The sequence below is a fragment of the Streptomyces luteolus genome (genome assembly GCF_029968015.1).
Classification (GTDB): domain Bacteria; phylum Actinomycetota; class Actinomycetes; order Streptomycetales; family Streptomycetaceae; genus Streptomyces; species Streptomyces luteolus.
In genome coordinates, this window is the sequence record NZ_JASCIS010000016.1 from 24,782 (window position 1) to 42,291 (window position 17,510).

Here is a 17,510-nt window from a genome sequence, read left to right on the forward strand (position 1 = left end):
GTCCGTGATGACTCAGGACACGGCGACCCTCGTCGCGGGCGATGCGGAACTGACGGTGCAGAGCGGCAACGGCTGCCGTATCGGGAGCCTCCGCATCGGCGGCACCGAAGTGCTCAGGCAGGGTGACCACTTCGGCTCCTTTCCCATGGTCCCCTGGTGCGGCCGCACCGAGAACGGCCGGTTCCGCAACGGCGGGCGAGTGCACGAGCTGCCGATCAACAACCCGCCGCACGCCATCCACGGCACCGTCCGCGACCAGCCCTGGCGCCGGGCGCGCGGCGCCGAGAACTCCGCGGTCTTCACGTACGACCTGGTCGAGCCGTGGCCGTACGGCGGGCGGGTCACGCAGGTCTTCGAGCTGGAGCCGAACGCCCTGACGGTCCGGATGGGCCTGGAGACGTACGGCGACTCCTTCCCGGCGCAGCTCGGCTGGCATCCGTGGTTCCTGCGCAACCTCGGCGGAGAGGACGTGCGGCTGGACTTCGACGCGGCCTGGCAGGAGGAGCGCGGCGCGGACCACCTGCCCACCGGCAAGCGCGTCGACCCGCGCCCAGGACCGTGGGACGACTGCTTCGGCATGCCGGACGGGGTGGGGGTCACCCTGCGGTGGGCGGAACAGCTGGAGCTGAAGGTCACGAGTCCCTCGGAGTGGGTCGTGATCTACGACGAGCAGCCGGAGGCGGTCTGCGTCGAGCCCCAGACGGGCCCGCCCAACGGCCTCAACACGCACCCGCGCCTGGTCACGCCGATCGAACCGCTGGAGGCGGAGATGCGCTGGGAGTGGCGGACCCTCTAGCCCGCCTGCCCTGCTGGGGCGCCGCCCCAGACCCCGCTCCTCAAACGCCGGAGGGGCTGAATTTTGCCCCGGAGGGGCGGGTTCTTAAGGGGCGCGGGGAACTGCGCGACCAGCCACAACGGCGCCGCAGCTGACCGACAGCAAGAGAGCCCCTCCGGCGTTTGAGGAGCGGGGGTCCGGGGGCTGGCCCCCGAAGCGCCGCAGGCTTTCGGGAAGGGGCGGGTAGGGGAACGAAGCGCGCAGCGCGGGCAGGGGGTCCGGGGGCGGAGCACCCGTGGCGGTACGGGCACCCCGGCGGCCCACTTAAGCTGACAACCATGAGTTACGTACGCGGCGAGCTGCTGCAGCAGATCAAGGACAAGGCCGTGGTGCACGGCAAGGTGACGCTCTCCTCGGGCATCGAGGCCGACTACTACGTGGACCTGCGCCGCATCACCCTCGACGGCGAGGCCGCCCCCCGGGTCGGCCAGGTGCTCCTGGACCTCACCGCCGAGCTGGACTTCGACGCCGTCGGCGGTCTGACCATGGGCGCCGACCCCGTCGCCGCGTCGATGCTGCACGCCGCCGCCGCGCGCGGAAAGCGCCTGGACGCGTTCGTGGTCCGCAAGGCCGCCAAGGCGCACGGCCTGCAGCGCCGCGTCGAGGGCCCGGACATCAAGGGCCGCCGCGTCCTCGTCGTCGAGGACACCTCGACGACCGGCGGCTCCCCGCTGGCCGCCGTCGAGGCCGTGCGCGAGGCCGGCGCCGAGGTCGTGGGCGTCGCGACGATCGTGGACCGGGCCACCGGCGCCGCCGAGAAGATCACCGAGGGCGCCGGTGTCCCGTACCTCTTCGCGTACTCGAAGGACGAGCTCGGCCTCGACTGACGGGTGTACCGGGCGGTCGCATCGAGCCGGGCGGCGAGTCTGGAAAGATGGGGGCGACGATGACGTCGCCCCCTCAATGAACCTCCGTGAGGGGCCCTCCGGTCAGGGCCACACTTACACCGCACATCACAAGGAGCGGCCAGATGCCCATCGCAACCCCCGAGGTCTACGGCGAGATGCTGGACCGGGCGAAGGCAGGCAAGTTCGCCTACCCCGCCATCAACGTGACCTCCTCCCAGACCCTCCACGCCGCCCTGCGAGGCTTCGCGGAGGCCGAGAGCGACGGCATCATCCAGATCTCCACCGGTGGTGCGGAGTTCCTGGGCGGTCAGTACAACAAGGACATGGTGACCGGCGCGGTCGCCCTCGCGGAGTACGCGCACATCGTCGCCAAGAAGTACGACATCACCGTCGCGCTGCACACCGACCACTGCCCGAAGGACAAGCTCGACGGGTACGTCCGCCCGCTGCTCGACGTCTCCGCCGAGCGCGTGGCCAAGGGTGACAACCCGCTGTTCCAGTCGCACATGTGGGACGGCTCCGCCGAGACCCTCGCCGACAACCTGGCCATCGGCCAGGAGCTGCTCGAGAAGGCCCGCGCCGCCAAGATCATCCTTGAGGTCGAGATCACTCCGACCGGCGGCGAGGAGGACGGCGTCACGCACGAGATCAACGACGAGCTGTACACGACCGTCGACGACGCGCTGCGCACCGCCGAGGCCCTCGGCCTGGGCGAGAAGGGCCGGTACCTGCTCGCCGCGTCCTTCGGCAACGTCCACGGCGTCTACAAGCCGGGCAACGTCGTGCTCCGCCCCGAGCTCCTGAAGGACCTGCAGCAGGGCGTCGGCGAGAAGTACGGCAAGAACTCCCCGTTCGACTTCGTCTTCCACGGCGGCTCCGGCTCCACGGCCGAGGAGATCGCCACCGCCCTGGAGAACGGCGTCGTGAAGATGAACCTCGACACCGACACCCAGTACGCCTTCACGCGTCCCGTCGCGGACCACATGTTCAAGAACTACGACGGCGTCCTGAAGGTCGACGGCGAGGTCGGCAACAAGAAGACGTACGACCCGCGCACCTGGGGCAAGCTCGCCGAGGCCGGCATGGCGGCGCGCGTGGGCGAGGCCTGTGCCGCGCTGCGCTCGGCGGGCACGAAGCTGAAGTAGGCAGCACCAGGTCCCACCAGGCGGTGACGGAGGGCCCGGCTTCCCAAAAGGGAGGCCGGGCCCTCCGTCGTACGTGCCGCCCGGCTTCCCTCCGACGTACCGGAGGCAGGGAGCCAGGGTTATCCACAGGCTCGGGGTCAGGGTTATCCACAGGCTCAGCGGCGCGGCGGGCGGACAAGGCAGACTTGGGGCATGTCCATTCACGAGAACCTGCTCGGGGGCCCGCCCCCGACCCACCTGCCCGACGACCCGGAGCCCCGCGAACTCCTCGCGGGCGGTACGGCAGCCGCGGACGTCGCCGCCAAGTACCCGTCGTCCTCGCTGGCCTGGGCCCGCCTCGCCGACGAGGCCTTCGAGCGCGGCAGCACCGTCGAGTCGTACGCCTACGCCCGTACGGGATACCACCGCGGTCTCGACGCCCTGCGCCGCGCCGGCTGGAAGGGCCACGGCCCGGTGCCGTGGGAGCACGAGCCGAACCGCGGCTTCCTGCGCGCCCTGCACGCCCTCGCGCGCGCCGCCCAGTCCATCGGCGAGCAGGAGGAGTACGAGCGCTGCGCGACCTTCCTGCGGGAGTCGTCCGAGACGGCCGCGGAGACGCTGGGCTGACATCCGGCGGGCCGGTGTCAAGACCTGCCTGGTCGCTGTGACCAGGCAGGTCTTGCCGGACCGGGGGAGGATTGCGGAGGATGCCGGTGGGGACCGGGGCCCCCGTGCCGGCATCGGCAGGGGCGGACCGCTACCCGGAGCAGGCACCAAGGAGACAGCGATGTCCCACGAGGCGGAAGCAACGGCCGGGGAGATCCCCGAGGCCCCGCATCTCGACTTCGCAGGCACCACGCCGTACGAGGACTATGTACAGGCGGATGTCCTCACCCATCTGCAGCACCCCCTCTCCGACGACCCCGGTGAGATGGTCTTCCTCGTCACCACGCAGGTGATGGAGCTGTGGTTCACCGTGATCGTGCACGAGTGGGAGACCGCCGCGGCGGCCCTGCGCCAGGACGACCTGGGCACGGCGGTGGCCGCGCTCAGGCGCAGCGTCCGTGAGCTGGAGGCGCTCAACGCCTCCTGGAAGCCGCTCGGGCAGCTCACGCCCGCGCAGTTCAACTCGTACCGCAGCGCGCTCGGCGACGGCTCCGGATTCCAGTCGGCGATGTACCGGCGGATGGAGTTCCTCCTCGCCGAGAAGTCCGCGTCGATGCTCGTCCCGCACCGCGGCGCCCCGCGCGTGCACGCGGAGCTGGAGAAGGCGCTGCACGAGCCGAGCCTGTACGACGAGGTCATCCGGCTCCTCGGGCGCCGCGGCTTCGACATCCCGGAGGCCGTACGGAACCGCGACGTGTCGCAGCGGTACGACCCGTCGCCCGAGGTGGAGGCGGTGTGGACGGCGGTGTACGCCGGGGACCAGGACGGTGAACTGGTGCGCCTGGGCGAGGCGTTGACGGATGTCGGCGAGCTGGTGTGGCGCTGGCGCAACGACCATCTGGTGGCGACCCGCCGGGCCATGGGCTCCAAGGCCGGTACGGGCGGTTCCGCCGGAGTGGCCTGGCTGGAGAAGCGGGCCCGCAAGAACGTGTTCCCCGAGCTCTGGACGGCGCGCAGTCATGTCTGAGACCGAGGCCCTGCTGGACAGGGCGGCCAAGCTGGACAAGGCCGATGAACTGGCCCGGCTGCGGGAGCATTTCGTGCTCGACGAGGTGGTGTACCTCGACGGGAACTCCCTCGGCGCGCTGCCGCGTTCCGTGCCCGGCCGGGTCGCGGACGTCGTGCAGCGCGAGTGGGGGCGGCTGCGGATCCGTTCCTGGACCGAGTCGGGCTGGTGGACCGCGCCCGAGCGGATCGGTGACCTGATCGCCCCGCTCGTCGGGGCGGCGGCCGGGCAGATCGTGGTCGGAGACTCCACAAGTGTCAATGTCTTCAAGGCGGTTGTGGGAGCCGTCCGGCTGTCGGGAGGGCCCGAGGCGGGGCGGGACGAGATCCTGGTGGACGAGTCCACGTTCCCCACCGACGGGTACATCGCGGAGTCGGCGGCCCGCTTGACGGGCTGCGCACTGCGCCCGCTCGCCCCGGCGGACGTGCCCGCCGCGGTCGGCCCGCGCACCGCGGCCGTCCTCGTCAACCACGTCGACTACCGCACCGGGCGCCTGCACGACCTGCCCGGCATCACGGCCGCCGTGCACGCCGCGGGCGCCCCGGTCGTCTGGGACCTGTGCCACAGCGCGGGCGCCCTGCCGGTGGGCCTGGACGAGCACGGCGTCGACCTGGCCGTCGGCTGCACGTACAAGTACTTGAACGGCGGCCCGGGTTCGCCCGCGTACCTGTACGTCGCGGAGCGCCACCAGGGCGACTTCGACTCGCCGCTGCCCGGCTGGAACTCGCACGCCGAGCCCTTCGGTATGCGCCCCGGCTACGCCCCGGCGGACGGCGCGCTGCGCGGCCGCGTGGGCACCCCGGACATCCTGTCGATGCTGGCCCTGGAGGAGTCCCTGAAGGTCTGGGAGGGCGTCTCGGTCGAGGCGGTACGGGAGAAGTCCCTGGCGCTCACGGACTTCTTCCTGGAGTGCGTCGCGGCGTACGTCCCGGCCGGTCTTGTCGCCTCGATCACCCCTGAGGTGCACGCCGAGCGCGGCAGCCAGGTCGCACTTCGGTGTGACGGTGCGGCCGCCGTGATGGACGACCTGATCGCCCGTGGCGTGGTCGGCGACTTCCGCGCACCGGACGTCCTCCGCTTCGGCTTCACCCCGCTGTACGTGGGCTTCGCGGAGGTCGAGCGGGCGGCCCGGGTGCTGGGCGAGGTGCTGCGCGGCCGGTCGTAGGGGAGCCCGCGCCCTCTGTTCCGGCGAGGGGCGGGTCTGGGGAAAGATCACCCCCGGACCCGCCCCCCACCGCCGGGGCCCGCCCCGGGCCTGCGGAACCGGCCCCGGGCCTGCGGAACCGGCCCCGGGCCTGCGGAATAGGCCCTGCCCTCACCGAAAGGCTGCACCAACCATGTCGGACGACGCCGAAGAAGAGTCGGCCTTCTCGCACCCCACCGTCGCCCCCGACGCCACCGCGTCCTACGGCGAACACCCCGACCAGGTCGTCGACTTCTACGCTCCCCGCGTCGGCGACGGCCGGCCCGCGCCGCTCGTCGTCGTCCTGCACGGCGGCGCCTGGCGCGCCCCGTACGACCGGCGGCACCTCACGCCGTTCGCGGACTTCCTGGCGCGACGCGGCTTCGCGGTCGCCAACGTCGAGTACCGCAGAGGGCCGGGGGACATCCCCCCGCAGGGCACGGCCGGGCCGCACCAGGGTGCTCAGGGGCCGGTGGCGGGGCGCTGGCCGGAGACCTTCGACGACGTGGCGGCCGCGGTCGACGCGCTCCCCGCCCTCGTACCGTCGCACCTGCCGCAGGCCGACCCGCGCCGCGTCGTCCTCACCGGCCACTCCGCGGGCGGGCACCTCGCGCTGTGGGCGGCGGCGCGGCACGTGCTGCCCGCGGACTCGCCGTGGCACCTGGCACGCCCCACGCCCCTGCGCGGAGTCGTCGCGCTCGCCCCGATCGTGGGCTTCGAGCGGGCGGCGGAGCTCGACGTGTGCGGCGGCGCCCCGGTCCAACTCCTGGGCGGGAGGGCTAAGTTCGCGGACCGCGTCCCGTTCGCCGACCCGGCGGCCCTGCTCCCCACCGGCATCGCGACCACGCTCGTGCAGGGCCGCACGGACACGACGGTCCCGTACGAACTGGCCGAGGAGTACGCGGACGCCGCGGCCAAGTCCGGCGAGCTCGTGGGCTGCACGCTCCTTGAGGACGTCGGCCACTTCCCGCTGATCGATCCGGCGGCGGACGCGTGCGCGGTGGTGGCGGAGGAGATCGCTCAACTCGCGTTCTGAGCTGAGAAAGCCATTGCCCGCCGCTCCCTGGGGCGGCGTAGCCCGCGTCATACCTGAGAGCTACCCGGCAGGTCACCTCGGTGGAGGGACGCCGGTCACCCGGTCCGGTTTCTAACTTTTCCTGTGTCAGGCGGCGCGATGGCGCGGCCGAGGGGGACCGGGGCGGGCGAGCGGGGGGACGCGGGCGATGAGGTTCGGACGAGGGAGAGGCCTCTTGAGGCGGGGGCGGCGGGCCGTACTCGCCTTGCTGATCACCGCGTGCGTGGTGCTTCCACTCTCCGGCGCCGTGCGCCCCGGCGTCCCGGCGCCCCCGCCCGCCCGCGTCGCTGCCGACGCCCCGCTCGCCGAGCGGTTCGCGGCGCATCGCGCGAACGCGGCGGAGGCCGCCCGCCTCGCACACGCGGCGGGCGCGGAGCGGCGAGCGACGGCCTTGCGTGAACTTGCCGCCCCGGACCGGCACTTCCTGGAGTTCGACGCCCGCGGCCCCGGTAGGACCGCCGAGGTGCTCGGCGACCTGCGCAGCGCCGACCGCGTCGCGATCCTGGTGCCGGGCTCCGACACGGGCATCGACACGTACGCCCGCTTCCGGCGCGGTGCGCTCGCCCTGCACGAGCGTCTCGGCCCGCGCGTGGCGGTGATCGCCTGGCTCGGTTACGCGACACCCGGCACGGTCAGCCCGGAGGCGATCACACCGGGCCGCGCCGATACCGGGGCCGCCGAACTCCGCTCCTTCCTCGACCGGTTGAGGGCGTACGGAGCACCCGCAGGCACTCCCGTGGCGCTGCTCTGCCACTCCTACGGCTCCGTGGTGTGCGCCCGCGCCGCAGACGGACTCGGGACGCCCGCCTCAGGCACCCGGGTCACCGACATCGTCCTGTACGGCAGCCCCGGGACCGGCTTCGACCGCGCCGCCGAGCTGCGGACCCGGGCCCGCGTCTGGGCGGGGCGTGGCGCGCACGACTGGATCGCCGAGGTCCCGCATGCACGGCTGGAACTCTTCGGCACCACCGTCGGGTTCGGCCCCGACCCGGTGACCGAGGCCTTCGGCGCCCGCCGCTTCGACGCGGGCGACGGCGGCCACAGCGACTACCTGGAGCCCGGCTCCACCGCCCTCGACAACCTGGCCCGCATCGCAGTCGGGCAGACCCCGGAGGTGCCGCATGTCTGACATTCGTGGGCCGGGCCGTGCGCCGGGCCGTGTGCCAGGCCGTGTGGCCGCCTTGGTGCGCCGGGTCGCCGCCGCCACACCGGCCGGCCGGGACCGGGGCATGGACGCGCTGCGGGCCGCCGCGATCCTCGGCGTGGTGCTGGGGCACTGGCTGGTCACCGCCCTGGTGAGTGAGGGCGGTGCGCTGCACGGCGCCAGCCCGCTGACCCACCAGCCGTGGCTCGCCCCGGTGTCCTGGGTGTTCCAGACGCTCGCCGTGTTCTTCCTGGTCGGCGGGTACGTGGCGGCGAGAGGGCTAGGGCCTGTCTCGGGGAGACGGCCCCTGGGGGAGGGACTGTGTGGACCCGGCTCGGGTCGGGGCTCTGTCCCCTCGTACGGGCCGTGGCTGCGGGCCCGCCTCGTGCGGCTGTTCCGGCCGGTCGCGGCGGTGCTCGCCCTGTGGTCGGTGGCGACGCTCGGGCTGCTCGCCGGCGGCACGGACCTGGGCACGGTCCGCACGCTGCTGAAACTCGTGCTCTCGCCGCTGTGGTTCCTGCTCGTCTTCGGGGCTCTGACGGCCCTGACGCCGCTGGTGGCACGGCTGCATCCGCTCTGGCCGCTCGCGGTCGTGGTCCACGTCGACCTGTGGCGGTTCGGACTCGACGGGCCCGAGTGGCTGGGCTGGATCAACCTGGTGGCGGGCTGGCTCGTGCCGTACTGCCTGGGCGCGGCCTGGGCCCGTGGCCGGCTGGGCGACCCCGCGGGTGTCCGTGCCACCGGCGTCGTCCTCCTCGCCGGGGGTGCCGTCACGACGGCCGTGCTCGTCGTCCTCGGCGGCTACCCGGCGTCGATGGTGGGCGTGCCCGGCACGGCCGTGTCCAACCTCAACCCGCCCACCCTGGCCGCCGTCACCTTCGGCCTCGCCCAGTGCGGCCTGGCACTGCTCCTGCACGGGCCGTTGAACCGCGCGATGCGCCGGCCGCTGCTGTGGACGGGGGTCACGCTCGGCAACCTGTCCGCCCTCACCGTCTTCCTCTGGCACCAGACCGCACTCCTCGCCGTCACCGCCTGCGGCCTGCTCGCCGACACCACTCTGCCCGGTCTGCACACCGTTCCGGACGGGCCGGGCTGGATCCTCGCCCGCCTCGCCTGGCTCCCGGTGTTCGCGCTGGCGCTCGCCGTCTGCTGGACCGCGTTCCACGGCATCGAGCACGGCCGCGGCAGCCGCGGGACCACCGCGGTCGTCCGCGTCCACCGGCCCGCGCGGGAGGGGGCGAAGCGCCATGTCTAGGGTGACCGCTGTGACGATGGCCGAGCGGTACCTGCGCCAGGGCCTGCGAGCGCTGCGCGAGGACCTGTTGACGCTCGACCGGGACCCGCTGCTCTCCCCCTCACGCCCGGGCTGGCTGCGAGCCCTGCTCTACCTGCCGTTCGTGTACGCGGCCGCCGCTCTGGGCGCGGCCGCCCTGGGGAACCTGTCGGACACCTTCGGGGCTTCTCCGGTCGGCTCCCGACTGCTTCAGGCGCTGATCGTGCTGCAGGCGGCGGCGCTGGTCCTGGTCGTGTCCCGGCCCGTCGCCGGGTGGTGGCTGATCACCGGCGCGGCCGTCGCCCAGGCGCTCGCGGTGCAGGGGGTGCGCGACGACACGTTCTGGCCGTGGCCGGTGTGGAGCCTCGTCCTCGAGGTCCTCGTCCTGATCCTGGTGGCGGTACGGGTCCGTACGCGCGCGACGTTGACGATGCTGGCGATCACAGTCGGCTGCACGCTGCTCCTGCCGTACGTGCGGACCCCGGCGGGAGCCGAGCAGCGGCTGGACGCGATAGCCGTCGTCGTGTTCGCCCTGGCCGTCTTCTTCAGCGCCCCGCTGCGCGGGCTGCGCCAGGCCCGTACGCAACTCATCGAGCAGGCGACGCTCACCGCCGAGGAGCGGGCCCGACGCACCCTCCTGGAGGAGCGCAGCCGCATCGCCCGAGAGCTGCACGACGTGGTCGCCCACCACATGTCGGTGATCTCCATCCAGGCGCAGGTAGCCCCGCATCTCGTCGAGAACCCCTCGGACGAGCTCAAGGAGAATCTCGCGGGGATCAGGAACAACGCGGTCGAGGCGCTCACCGAACTCCGCCGCGTCCTGGGCGTGCTGCGCTCCGAGCAGGGCGAGCAGTCACCGGACACGCCCCAGCCGACCCTGGACCGGCTCGATACGCTGCTCGACAACGCGCGCTCGGCCGGCCTGACCGTCACGGCTCAACTGGACGGCACACGCCGCCCGTTGCCGCCGGGCGTGGAGCTGTCCGCGTTCCGTATCGTGCAGGAGGCGCTGAGCAACGCGATGCGGCACGCTCCCGCCACCGAGGTGCAGGTCGAGGTCGTGCGCGTGGGGCGGCAGACCCTGCGCATACGCGTGCTGAACAGCAGACCGGGCCTGCCCGTGACGCCTTCGCCGGGTGCGGGGCTCGGGTTGCTCGGAATGCGGGAGCGTACCGCGATGCTCGGAGGAGAGCTGTTCGCGGGTCCGACGCCGACGGGTGGGTACGAAGTGACGGCGCTGCTGCCGTTGAACTGAGGGGGGCGGGGCGTATGACGATCCGGGTGCTGATCGCCGACGACCAGATGATGGTCCGGCAGGGATTCACGGTGCTGCTGAACGCGGAGCCGGACATCGAGGTGGTCGGCCAGGCTGTCGACGGCCGGGACGCGGTGGCGAAAGTCGCCGAACTGGCCCCCGATGTGGTGTTGATGGACATCCGTATGCCGGAGCTCAGCGGCATCGAGGCGACCCGCCACGTCGTCGAGTCGGGTGCGTCCGTGAAGGTCCTGGTGCTCACCACGTTCGATCTCGACGACTACGTCTACGAGGCGCTGCGCGCGGGTGCCTCCGGCTTCCTCCTCAAGGACGCCTCGTCGGACCAGCTGGCCGAGGCCGTCCGGGTCGTGGCCGCCGGGGACGCGCTGCTCGCCCCCGGGGTGACCCGTCGCCTGATCACGGAGTTCGCCCGCCTCGGCGCTCCCAAGGCCCCTACGAGGAGCAGCCTGGACGGCCTCACGGAACGCGAGACGGAGGTTCTCGCGCTGATCGCCCAAGGCCTCTCCAATGCGGAGATCGCGGCGCAGTTGGTGGTGGCCGAGCAGACGGTGAAGACCCACGTGGGGCGCATCCTGGTCAAACTCGGCCTCCGCGACCGGACCCAGGCGGCGGTCTTCGCGTACGAGTCGGGGCTGGTGAGGCCGACTGGCTACTAGGCGCGCCTCCCCTCTGCGGGAATCGGTTGGGGCTTTTCGGTGCGTAGGTCTGCCGGCCGCAGTTCGCCGAGGGCCGCCCCCAGCGGCGTACTCCAGGATCATCGTGCCGGAAGCGGCCGGCGCACCGTCGGCGAGGAAGGGCCGCAGGCCGGTGTGAGCGGGTGGGCGGCCTTGCGTGAGGTGGACGTGTCAAACAGTGCTGCCTCCCGTGGCACACTCCTCGCAGTGTGAAGTGCCCGCACAGGACAGGGGGATGTCGTGGGTTCAGCTTCGGGCGGCGGGGTGAAAGGTTCGGGTTCGGGTTCCGATCCGGGCCGGCACGGCGGCCTTCAGCCGATGACCGCGGCGGACGCCGCCGACCCGGGCGACCGCTTCCGCCCTGTCTCAGCCGAGGCCGAGCCGGGAGCCGAAGCCGACTCCGAAGCCGACTCCGGAGCCGAGTCCGGAGCTGCGTCCGCGTCCGAGTCCGGAGCCGAGGCCACGACCGACGCCCCGGCCGACGCCTCGACCCACGCCCCGGCCCAGCCGGACAGGCACGCGGACGTACGCGACCTGGACCCGGCGCCAGCGCCCGCCCCCGCCCCCGCCGCAGGGGTCACGACGATGCAGAGCGGCGGCGGTGCCGGAGGCGGATACGGCGTCAGCACGACCGAACTCGGCAAGATGGCCGACGAGTTGGACGAGGCCGCCAGGCTCCTGGAGCAGGCCGACAAGGGCCTGTCGGAGTCGGAGAACACCGCCCGTATCCACAGCATGCTGGCCGCCGGACGCATGCTGAGCGGGACCACGAGCGCCTGGGCCAAGGAGGTCGCCCGCCTGGCGAAGCAGTGCCGGTCGCTGGCCGACAAGATGCGGGACACGCACACCGCCTACACCACACAGGAACAGCGCACGGCGCAGGAGTTCGAGGCGATCCTCGCCGGGTTCGAGAGGGGTGCCTGATGGCGACGCTGGAAGAACGCCCGGACCCGACGGAACGCCCGGACAAGGATCCGCACAAGCACCCGGACGCGGTCCGCCGCGAGGACATCACCGTCTCGGAACTCGACGACGTACGTCCCCAGACCTGGGAGCGGGCGGGCGACGAGTGGGACGACCTTGCGGTGGCGGCCAGGAAGGCGCGTACGCACGTCGAGAACGTCCTCGACAAGCTGCCGCTCGTCTGGCAGAGCGAGGCATCGATGCAGGCACGCGTCCAACTCCTTTCCCTCTACCAGGAGTTGACGATCGCTAAGCACGAGTCGAAGGCGGCAGCGGACACGCTCTCCGCCGCCAGACACGGCTTCAAGCTCGCCTCCACCTGGCTCGACGAGGCCAAGGACCTGGCCAAGGAGAAGCGCCTCACACTGCACGACGACGGCAGCGTCTCCGTACCCGACCGGGACTATCCGCCCAACGACCCCGACAGCGCGGGCGCGGCCCGGCTCGACCAGGAGAACGCGGAGAGCCTGCGCACGCGCGCGGCGGCGGCGCTGGGCTACGCGGGCGACGTCAACGAGCACGTCGGGTACGAACTGGAGCGCGTCAAGAAGGCGGTCGAGTTCTCCGTCCTGGACGAGCGGACCCGCGAGGCCCTCAAGCAGGACACGGCGGGCGCCAAGGACCTGAACCGGGTCTTCTCCGGCCGAGGCGGCGTGCTGCTGCCGCCACCGCTGCGGGACGAGGGCGCCGGGGACTACGACACCCGTGAGGCCACCGACGAGGACCGTGCCATCAAGAACAAGATGGGCTTCTTCGCGATGGGCTCACCCGGGGTGCTCGGCGGCCCGATCTCGGCGAAGCACATGCTCCACTACCTGTCGAACACCGGCGAACCGCTGGACATCGACGTGGACTCCATGATGGACGACCTGCCGGACATGAACCGGAACGTCGAGGCGCAGTTGAAGGAGAACACCCCGGCCTGGGAGGCGCAGGCACTCGCCGAGTACGAGCGGACCGGCAAGCCGGTGAAGATGGTCCAGCAGACCGGCTGGCAGGGCTGGACCGCGACGCAGGACCCCGACTGGTACCACGCGGTGGGCTCCTTCCACTACAACACCGTCGCACAGGTGGAGGTCGTGCCCGGCCCGGACGGCGAGCCGAAGACCACGATCAAGTACCAGACGCATGTGTACGACCGCTACAACTGGGACGCGGAGAAGACGACTCCGGTACCGGCGATGGGCAACGTCTCCGACGCCGAGATGGCCCGACTCCACCAGTCGGGCCAGGCCAAGGAGTACGACATGGGCGGCCAGAGCGAAGTGCGCACATGGAACGGCTGAGGCGGGGCTCATGGCAGCGGCGCGCGCTGTTCGGGTTCCTGGCGTTGTGCGTGCTGTGGATCGTGGGCGTGGCCGTGTGGCTCGTCGTCGCCCTCGTCACCCCGCCACCGCCCGAGCCCTGGGAGGACGAGGAGCGGGCGGCGGGGCTGCACCACGAGCAGGTGGACGCGGGGCGCTTCTACATACCGGAGTTCTCGAGGACCGAGAAGAACGGCACCGTCGTACTCCGGTACAAGCTCGGCGGAGGCATCGATTCCAACGTGTCCGACTTCCGCCGTACGTACGACATCACCGCCGAGCGGAAGCGGACGGGCCCGACCGAGGTGACGTTCACGGACCGCTTCGGTGACATGCGGCGCACGTTCACGGTCGTCTACGGGAGCGCGCAGGGCCCGCCGGACCTGTCCGAGTCGGACGAGTCGCCCGCCCGGATCACGGTCAGAGCGGTCCCGCTCCCGGACTAGACGGACGCGTTCAGCTCCGTCAGCATCGTGAGCAGCAGCAGCAGCAGCAGCAGCAGCAGCAGTGTGTGGACGACTTCACCGCTCGGGCACGGCCTGCAGTGCCAACTGAGCGGCCGGGTCCAGCCGCCCACGGCAGGCACGGGGAGGTACGAGATCAGCCCGGGCCCGTAGAAACCGCCAACTGGAAGAACCTCCTGGCATGGGCGAACCCCAATTCCTGAGCGCCGCCGACCCGGCGAACCCGTACCCGACCTACGCCGCGCTGCGCGCGCAAGGCCGGGCCCTCTGGTACGAACCGTCGGGCCAGTGGCTCATCCCGCACCACCGGGACGTCACCACGCTCCTGCGGGACCGCCGCCTCGGGCGGACGTATCTGCACCGGTTCACGCACAAGGGGTTCGGCCGCACCCCGCCGCCCGCCGCGCACGAACCGTTCCACGTGCTGAACGACAACGGCCTCCTCGACCTGGAGGCGCCCCGGCACACGCGGATCAGACGGCTGGTGTCGAAGGCGTTCACGCCGCGCAGGGTGGCGGAACTCCAGCCGTACATCGAGGAGTTGGCGGGCGAACGCGTCGCGGGCCTGGTCGCGGACGGCGGCGGAGACCTGGTGTCACGGCTGGCCGAACCGCTCCCCGTGGCCGTCATCGCGCAGATGCTCGGCATACCGGAGCCGGACCGGCACCTGCTGCGTCCCTGGTCGGCCGCGATCTGCGGGATGTACGAGCTGAACCCGTCGGAGGAGACGGCGCGGGCGGCGGTCGAGGCGAGCGTCGAATTCACGGCGTACCTGAGGGACTTGATCAAGGAACGCCGCAAGAGCCTCGGCGACGACCTGATCTCGGCCTTGATCGCCTTGCACGACGAGGACGGAACTCGCCTCACCGAACAGGAGATGATCTCCACAGCGGTACTGCTCCTGAACGCCGGCCACGAGGCCACGGTGAACTCGACGGGCAACGGCTGGTGGGCCCTGTTCCGCCACCCCGACCAGCTCGCGGCACTCCGCTCCGGCGACGTACCGCTGTCCACAGCTGTGGAGGAACTGCTGCGGTACGACTCACCGCTGCACCTCTTCGAGCGGTGGGTGCTTGAGGACATCGAGGTCGACGGGGTGGCGATCCCGCGCGGCTCGGAGGTGGCCCTCCTCTTCGGCTCGGCCAACCGCGACCCGGAGGCCTTCGCGGACCCGGACCGCCTGGACCTGTCCCGAACGGACAACCCCCACGTCAGCCTGGGCGGAGGCATCCACTACTGCCTGGGCGCCCCGCTGGCCCGCCTGGAACTGGCCGCGTCCTACAGTCAGTTGCTGAGACAGGCCCCGGGCCTGCGGTTGGCGGCCGAGCCGCGGTGGAAGGAGGGGCTTGTGATCCGGGGGCTGCGGGAGCTGCTGGTGGAGGCAGGGTGAACGAGGCTGGAGTGGGACCAGGACCGACCCGTAGTCCTTGAGAGGGACTCCCACAGATCCGCACCTTAGGTGACGACCGGGCGGGTGGGCGCGCCTACCGTTGCAGCGTGACCGAGACGACCACACCCCTGCGCACCGAAGCCAGCCTCATACGGACCGCGCTACAGACGATCCGTACCGACCTGATGACCGGCGTGTTCGCGTTCCGGCCGGTGGAGCCGCTGGCCGAGGAGGGCGACCGAGCCTCCCGGCTGCTGCGGCGGATACCGGAGAAGAGCCGGGCCCGCGCCCGCTGGCTGCCGCATGCCACGGTGGTCGCGATGGCGGTGTTCGTCTACCTCGTCGGCGCCACCCTGCCCCACATGTTCCTGGAGGGCTCCGTCAGCGGCGTGCTCGCCGCCCTGCCGGTGCTGCTCACGCTGTTCCGGCCGGTCGCCTCCTTCTGGCTGTCGCTCGCGGTGACCGTGCTCATGGTGCCGCTCTCCCTCGAACCGATCTTCCCGTGGACGGCGCCCGGCTTCGCGGCGCATCTCTTCGTGCTCGTCCTGGTGACCTGCCGGTCCCGGCCGCGTGTGGCCCTGGAGATGTGGCTGCTCACCGTCGCGTTCGCCGCGGTCCTCGGGCTGTTCATCGGCGAATCGGGGCCGACCCTCGTGATGACCGTGCTCTCCGGCCTGGCACTCGCCGTCGCCGCCTCCGTACGCGGCTGGTCCTCCGCCCGCCGCGAGGTCGTCGCGAAGGAGCGCGAGGTCGTCGCCAAAGAGGAGGTGACGCTCTTCGAGCGGTCCAAGCGGACGCTGCTCGAAGAGCGCACGACCATCGCCCGCGAGCTGCACGATGTGGTGGCCCACCACATGTCCGTCGTGGCGATCCAGGCGGAGGCCGCCCCGTACCGGGTGGAGAACCCGCCGCCGGAGCTGGCCCAGGCCTTCGCCACGATCCGGGAGAACGCGGTCGCCGCGCTCACCGAACTCCGCCGCGTCCTCGGCGTCGTCCGCGCGGAGGACTACGAGGCCCCCGACGCACCCCAGCCCACCCTCGGCGACCTCGGCGCCCTCCTCGACAACGTCCGCGAGGCCGGCCTGACCGTCGACCAGGCCGTCACCGGGGCCGCCCGCGCGCTGCCGCAGGGCGTGGAGCTGTCCGCGTACCGCATCGTGCAGGAGGCCCTCAGCAACGCGCTGCGGCACGCACCCGGCGCCACCGCCAAGGTGGAGGTCTCGTACGTCCTCGGCGGCCTCGGCCTGCGCATAGTCAACGGTCCGCCCACCGGCCTGGTGAAGGCCTCGCCCGGGGCCGGGCACGGGCTGACCGGCATGGGGGAGCGGGTCGCGATGCTCGACGGCGAGATGACGACGGGGGCGACGCAGGACGGCGGCTACGAGGTGGCGGTCTTCCTGCCGGTACGGGCCGAGGCCGAGGAGCGTTCCGTATGACCGGCACCGGAGACGGCGTGACCGGCACCGGAGACGGCGTGACCGGCACCGAAGACGGCATGACCGGCACCGGAGACGGCACGGGCACGGACCCCATCCGCGTGCTGATCGCCGACGACCAGATGATGGTCCGCGAGGGATTCTCCGTGCTGCTCGGCGCGATGCCGGGGATCGAGGTCGCCGGGGAGGCGGTGAACGGCCGCGAGGCGGTCGCGAAGGTCGCCGGACTGCGGCCCGACGTCGTCCTGATGGACATCCGGATGCCCGAGCTGAACGGCATCGAGGCCACCCGCGAGATCGTCGCCGCCGACACCGACACCCGCGTCCTGGTCCTGACCACCTTCGACCTCGACGAATACGTCTACGAGGCGCTGCGCGCCGGCGCCTCCGGCTTCCTCCTCAAGGACGCCTCGGCCCGCCAACTCGCCGACGGCGTACGGGTCGTGGCCTCCGGCGAGGCCCTGCTCGCGCCGACGGTCACCAAGCGGCTGATCTCCGAGTTCGCGAAGCTCGGCGCGGCGGCTTCGAAGGCCCCGGCGGTCACGCAGCTCGGCGATCTCACGGAACGCGAGACGGAGGTCCTGGTCCTGATCGCCCAGGGCCGCTCCAACGCGGAGATCGCCGAACATCTCGTCGTCGCCGAGTCGACGATCAAGACCCATGTCAGCCGGATCCTGGTCAAGTTGGGCCTGCGAGACCGCACACAAGCAGCGGTGTTCGCGTACGAGGCCCGCCTGGTGACGCCTTCGTAGGTCCTTCGTCGGTCCTTCGTGGGTCCTTCGCAGGTTCGATCACTCGTTCGGGTGGCGCGCTCGCGGAACTGTCGCCTCCGCCCCTGCGACCTCGACA

At 71.9% G+C, this 17,510-nt stretch carries 18 protein-coding genes; 17 read left to right on the forward strand and 1 reads right to left on the reverse strand.

The genetic code is table 11. The annotated features are described in order from the left end of the window. Nucleotides 1-7 precede the first annotated feature (7 nt). The 14 genes from QIT00_RS17490 to QIT00_RS17555 all read left to right on the forward strand — a co-directional run bounded on the left by QIT00_RS17490 (nt 8) and on the right by QIT00_RS17555 (nt 13,817). A complete protein-coding gene (locus QIT00_RS17490) occupies nt 8-796 on the forward strand; it encodes an aldose epimerase family protein (RefSeq protein WP_282536332.1) in 789 nt (262 codons plus the stop codon). Between the two features lie 317 nt (nt 797-1,113). After that, on the forward strand, nt 1,114-1,662 hold the full coding sequence (pyrE, locus tag QIT00_RS17495) for an orotate phosphoribosyltransferase (RefSeq protein ID WP_282536212.1): 549 nt from the start codon (nt 1,114-1,116) through the stop codon (nt 1,660-1,662). Nucleotides 1,663-1,805: 143 nt separating this feature from the next. Beyond that, nucleotides 1,806-2,828 carry a class II fructose-bisphosphate aldolase gene (gene fbaA / locus QIT00_RS17500; protein ID WP_282536213.1) on the forward strand — a complete coding sequence of 341 codons (1,023 nt, stop codon included), beginning with the start codon at nt 1,806-1,808 and terminating at the stop codon, nt 2,826-2,828. A 192-nt stretch (nt 2,829-3,020) separates the two neighbouring features. Continuing rightward, on the forward strand, nt 3,021-3,434 hold the full coding sequence (locus tag QIT00_RS17505; protein ID WP_282536214.1) for a DUF3151 domain-containing protein: 414 nt from the start codon (nt 3,021-3,023) through the stop codon (nt 3,432-3,434). Nucleotides 3,435-3,594: 160 nt separating this feature from the next. Further along, nucleotides 3,595-4,440, forward strand: a complete 846-nt coding sequence (locus QIT00_RS17510) for a tryptophan 2,3-dioxygenase family protein (protein WP_282536215.1) — start codon at nt 3,595-3,597, stop codon at nt 4,438-4,440. Then, nucleotides 4,433-5,644: a kynureninase gene (gene kynU / locus QIT00_RS17515; RefSeq protein WP_282536216.1), complete on the forward strand. Its 1,212-nt coding sequence runs from the start codon at nt 4,433-4,435 to the stop codon at nt 5,642-5,644. Before QIT00_RS17510 ends, kynU begins: the two co-directional genes overlap by 8 nt. A 172-nt stretch (nt 5,645-5,816) precedes the next feature. Beyond that, the gene (locus QIT00_RS17520) at nt 5,817-6,698 is read left to right on the forward strand and encodes an alpha/beta hydrolase family protein (RefSeq protein ID WP_282536217.1); all 882 of its coding nucleotides are present in this window, start codon (nt 5,817-5,819) and stop codon (nt 6,696-6,698) included. A 187-nt stretch (nt 6,699-6,885) separates the two neighbouring features. Then, on the forward strand, nt 6,886-7,866 hold the full coding sequence (locus QIT00_RS17525) for an alpha/beta hydrolase (RefSeq protein WP_282536218.1): 981 nt from the start codon (nt 6,886-6,888) through the stop codon (nt 7,864-7,866). After that, entirely contained in the window at nt 7,859-9,136 is a 1,278-nt protein-coding gene (locus QIT00_RS17530) for an acyltransferase family protein (RefSeq protein ID WP_408909791.1), read from the forward strand. Before QIT00_RS17525 ends, QIT00_RS17530 begins: the two co-directional genes overlap by 8 nt. Next, complete coding sequence (locus QIT00_RS17535; protein WP_282536219.1) at nt 9,129-10,409, forward strand: sensor histidine kinase; 1,281 nt, start codon at nt 9,129-9,131, stop codon at nt 10,407-10,409. Before QIT00_RS17530 ends, QIT00_RS17535 begins: the two co-directional genes overlap by 8 nt. Nucleotides 10,410-10,423: 14 nt before the next feature. Next, nucleotides 10,424-11,086: a response regulator gene (locus QIT00_RS17540; RefSeq protein ID WP_282536220.1), complete on the forward strand. Its 663-nt coding sequence runs from the start codon at nt 10,424-10,426 to the stop codon at nt 11,084-11,086. Nucleotides 11,087-11,422: 336 nt separating this feature from the next. Further along, nucleotides 11,423-12,028, forward strand: coding sequence for a hypothetical protein (locus QIT00_RS17545; protein WP_282536221.1), 606 nt, complete (start codon nt 11,423-11,425; stop codon nt 12,026-12,028). Beyond that, entirely contained in the window at nt 12,028-13,353 is a 1,326-nt protein-coding gene (locus tag QIT00_RS17550; protein WP_282536222.1) for a hypothetical protein, read from the forward strand. The genes QIT00_RS17545 and QIT00_RS17550 overlap by 1 nt, the downstream gene beginning before the upstream one ends. Beyond that, entirely contained in the window at nt 13,341-13,817 is a 477-nt protein-coding gene (locus QIT00_RS17555; protein WP_282536223.1) for a hypothetical protein, read from the forward strand. The genes QIT00_RS17550 and QIT00_RS17555 overlap by 13 nt, the downstream gene beginning before the upstream one ends. On the opposite strand, the gene QIT00_RS17560 is transcribed toward QIT00_RS17555, so the two are convergent. After that, nucleotides 13,814-13,957, reverse strand: a complete 144-nt coding sequence (locus QIT00_RS17560; RefSeq protein ID WP_282536224.1) for a hypothetical protein — start codon at nt 13,955-13,957, stop codon at nt 13,814-13,816. The genes QIT00_RS17555 and QIT00_RS17560 overlap by 4 nt on opposite strands. Nucleotides 13,958-14,016: 59 nt before the next feature. On the opposite strand from QIT00_RS17560, the gene QIT00_RS17565 reads away from it, so the two are divergent. The 3 genes from QIT00_RS17565 (at nt 14,017) to QIT00_RS17575 (ending at nt 17,413) form a co-directional block, all read left to right on the forward strand. Beyond that, complete coding sequence (locus QIT00_RS17565) at nt 14,017-15,225, forward strand: cytochrome P450 (protein WP_282536225.1); 1,209 nt, start codon at nt 14,017-14,019, stop codon at nt 15,223-15,225. A gap of 107 nt (nt 15,226-15,332) precedes the next feature. Further along, nucleotides 15,333-16,661 carry a sensor histidine kinase gene (locus QIT00_RS17570; RefSeq protein WP_282536226.1) on the forward strand — a complete coding sequence of 443 codons (1,329 nt, stop codon included), beginning with the start codon at nt 15,333-15,335 and terminating at the stop codon, nt 16,659-16,661. Nucleotides 16,662-16,720: 59 nt separating this feature from the next. Then, nucleotides 16,721-17,413, forward strand: coding sequence for a response regulator (locus QIT00_RS17575; protein WP_282536334.1), 693 nt, complete (start codon nt 16,721-16,723; stop codon nt 17,411-17,413). The last annotated feature ends 97 nt before the right edge of the window (nt 17,414-17,510 follow it).

Bases quoted from the DNA above. Each gene is read 5' to 3' on its own strand.
- QIT00_RS17490 (WP_282536332.1), top strand. From the start codon at position 8: ATGACTCAGGACACGGCGACCCTCGTCGCGGGCGATGCGGAACTGACG.
- pyrE (WP_282536212.1), top strand. From the start codon at position 1,114: ATGAGTTACGTACGCGGCGAGCTGCTGCAGCAGATCAAGGACAAGGCC.
- fbaA (WP_282536213.1), top strand. From the start codon at position 1,806: ATGCCCATCGCAACCCCCGAGGTCTACGGCGAGATGCTGGACCGGGCG.
- QIT00_RS17505 (WP_282536214.1), top strand. From the start codon at position 3,021: ATGTCCATTCACGAGAACCTGCTCGGGGGCCCGCCCCCGACCCACCTG.
- QIT00_RS17510 (WP_282536215.1), top strand. From the start codon at position 3,595: ATGTCCCACGAGGCGGAAGCAACGGCCGGGGAGATCCCCGAGGCCCCG.
- kynU (WP_282536216.1), top strand. From the start codon at position 4,433: ATGTCTGAGACCGAGGCCCTGCTGGACAGGGCGGCCAAGCTGGACAAG.
- QIT00_RS17520 (WP_282536217.1), top strand. From the start codon at position 5,817: ATGTCGGACGACGCCGAAGAAGAGTCGGCCTTCTCGCACCCCACCGTC.
- QIT00_RS17525 (WP_282536218.1), top strand. From the start codon at position 6,886: ATGAGGTTCGGACGAGGGAGAGGCCTCTTGAGGCGGGGGCGGCGGGCC.
- QIT00_RS17530 (WP_408909791.1), top strand. From the start codon at position 7,859: ATGTCTGACATTCGTGGGCCGGGCCGTGCGCCGGGCCGTGTGCCAGGC.
- QIT00_RS17535 (WP_282536219.1), top strand. From the start codon at position 9,129: ATGTCTAGGGTGACCGCTGTGACGATGGCCGAGCGGTACCTGCGCCAG.
- QIT00_RS17540 (WP_282536220.1), top strand. From the start codon at position 10,424: ATGACGATCCGGGTGCTGATCGCCGACGACCAGATGATGGTCCGGCAG.
- QIT00_RS17545 (WP_282536221.1), top strand. From the start codon at position 11,423: ATGACCGCGGCGGACGCCGCCGACCCGGGCGACCGCTTCCGCCCTGTC.
- QIT00_RS17550 (WP_282536222.1), top strand. From the start codon at position 12,028: ATGGCGACGCTGGAAGAACGCCCGGACCCGACGGAACGCCCGGACAAG.
- QIT00_RS17555 (WP_282536223.1), top strand. From the start codon at position 13,341: ATGGAACGGCTGAGGCGGGGCTCATGGCAGCGGCGCGCGCTGTTCGGG.
- QIT00_RS17565 (WP_282536225.1), top strand. From the start codon at position 14,017: ATGGGCGAACCCCAATTCCTGAGCGCCGCCGACCCGGCGAACCCGTAC.
- QIT00_RS17575 (WP_282536334.1), top strand. From the start codon at position 16,721: ATGACCGGCACCGGAGACGGCACGGGCACGGACCCCATCCGCGTGCTG.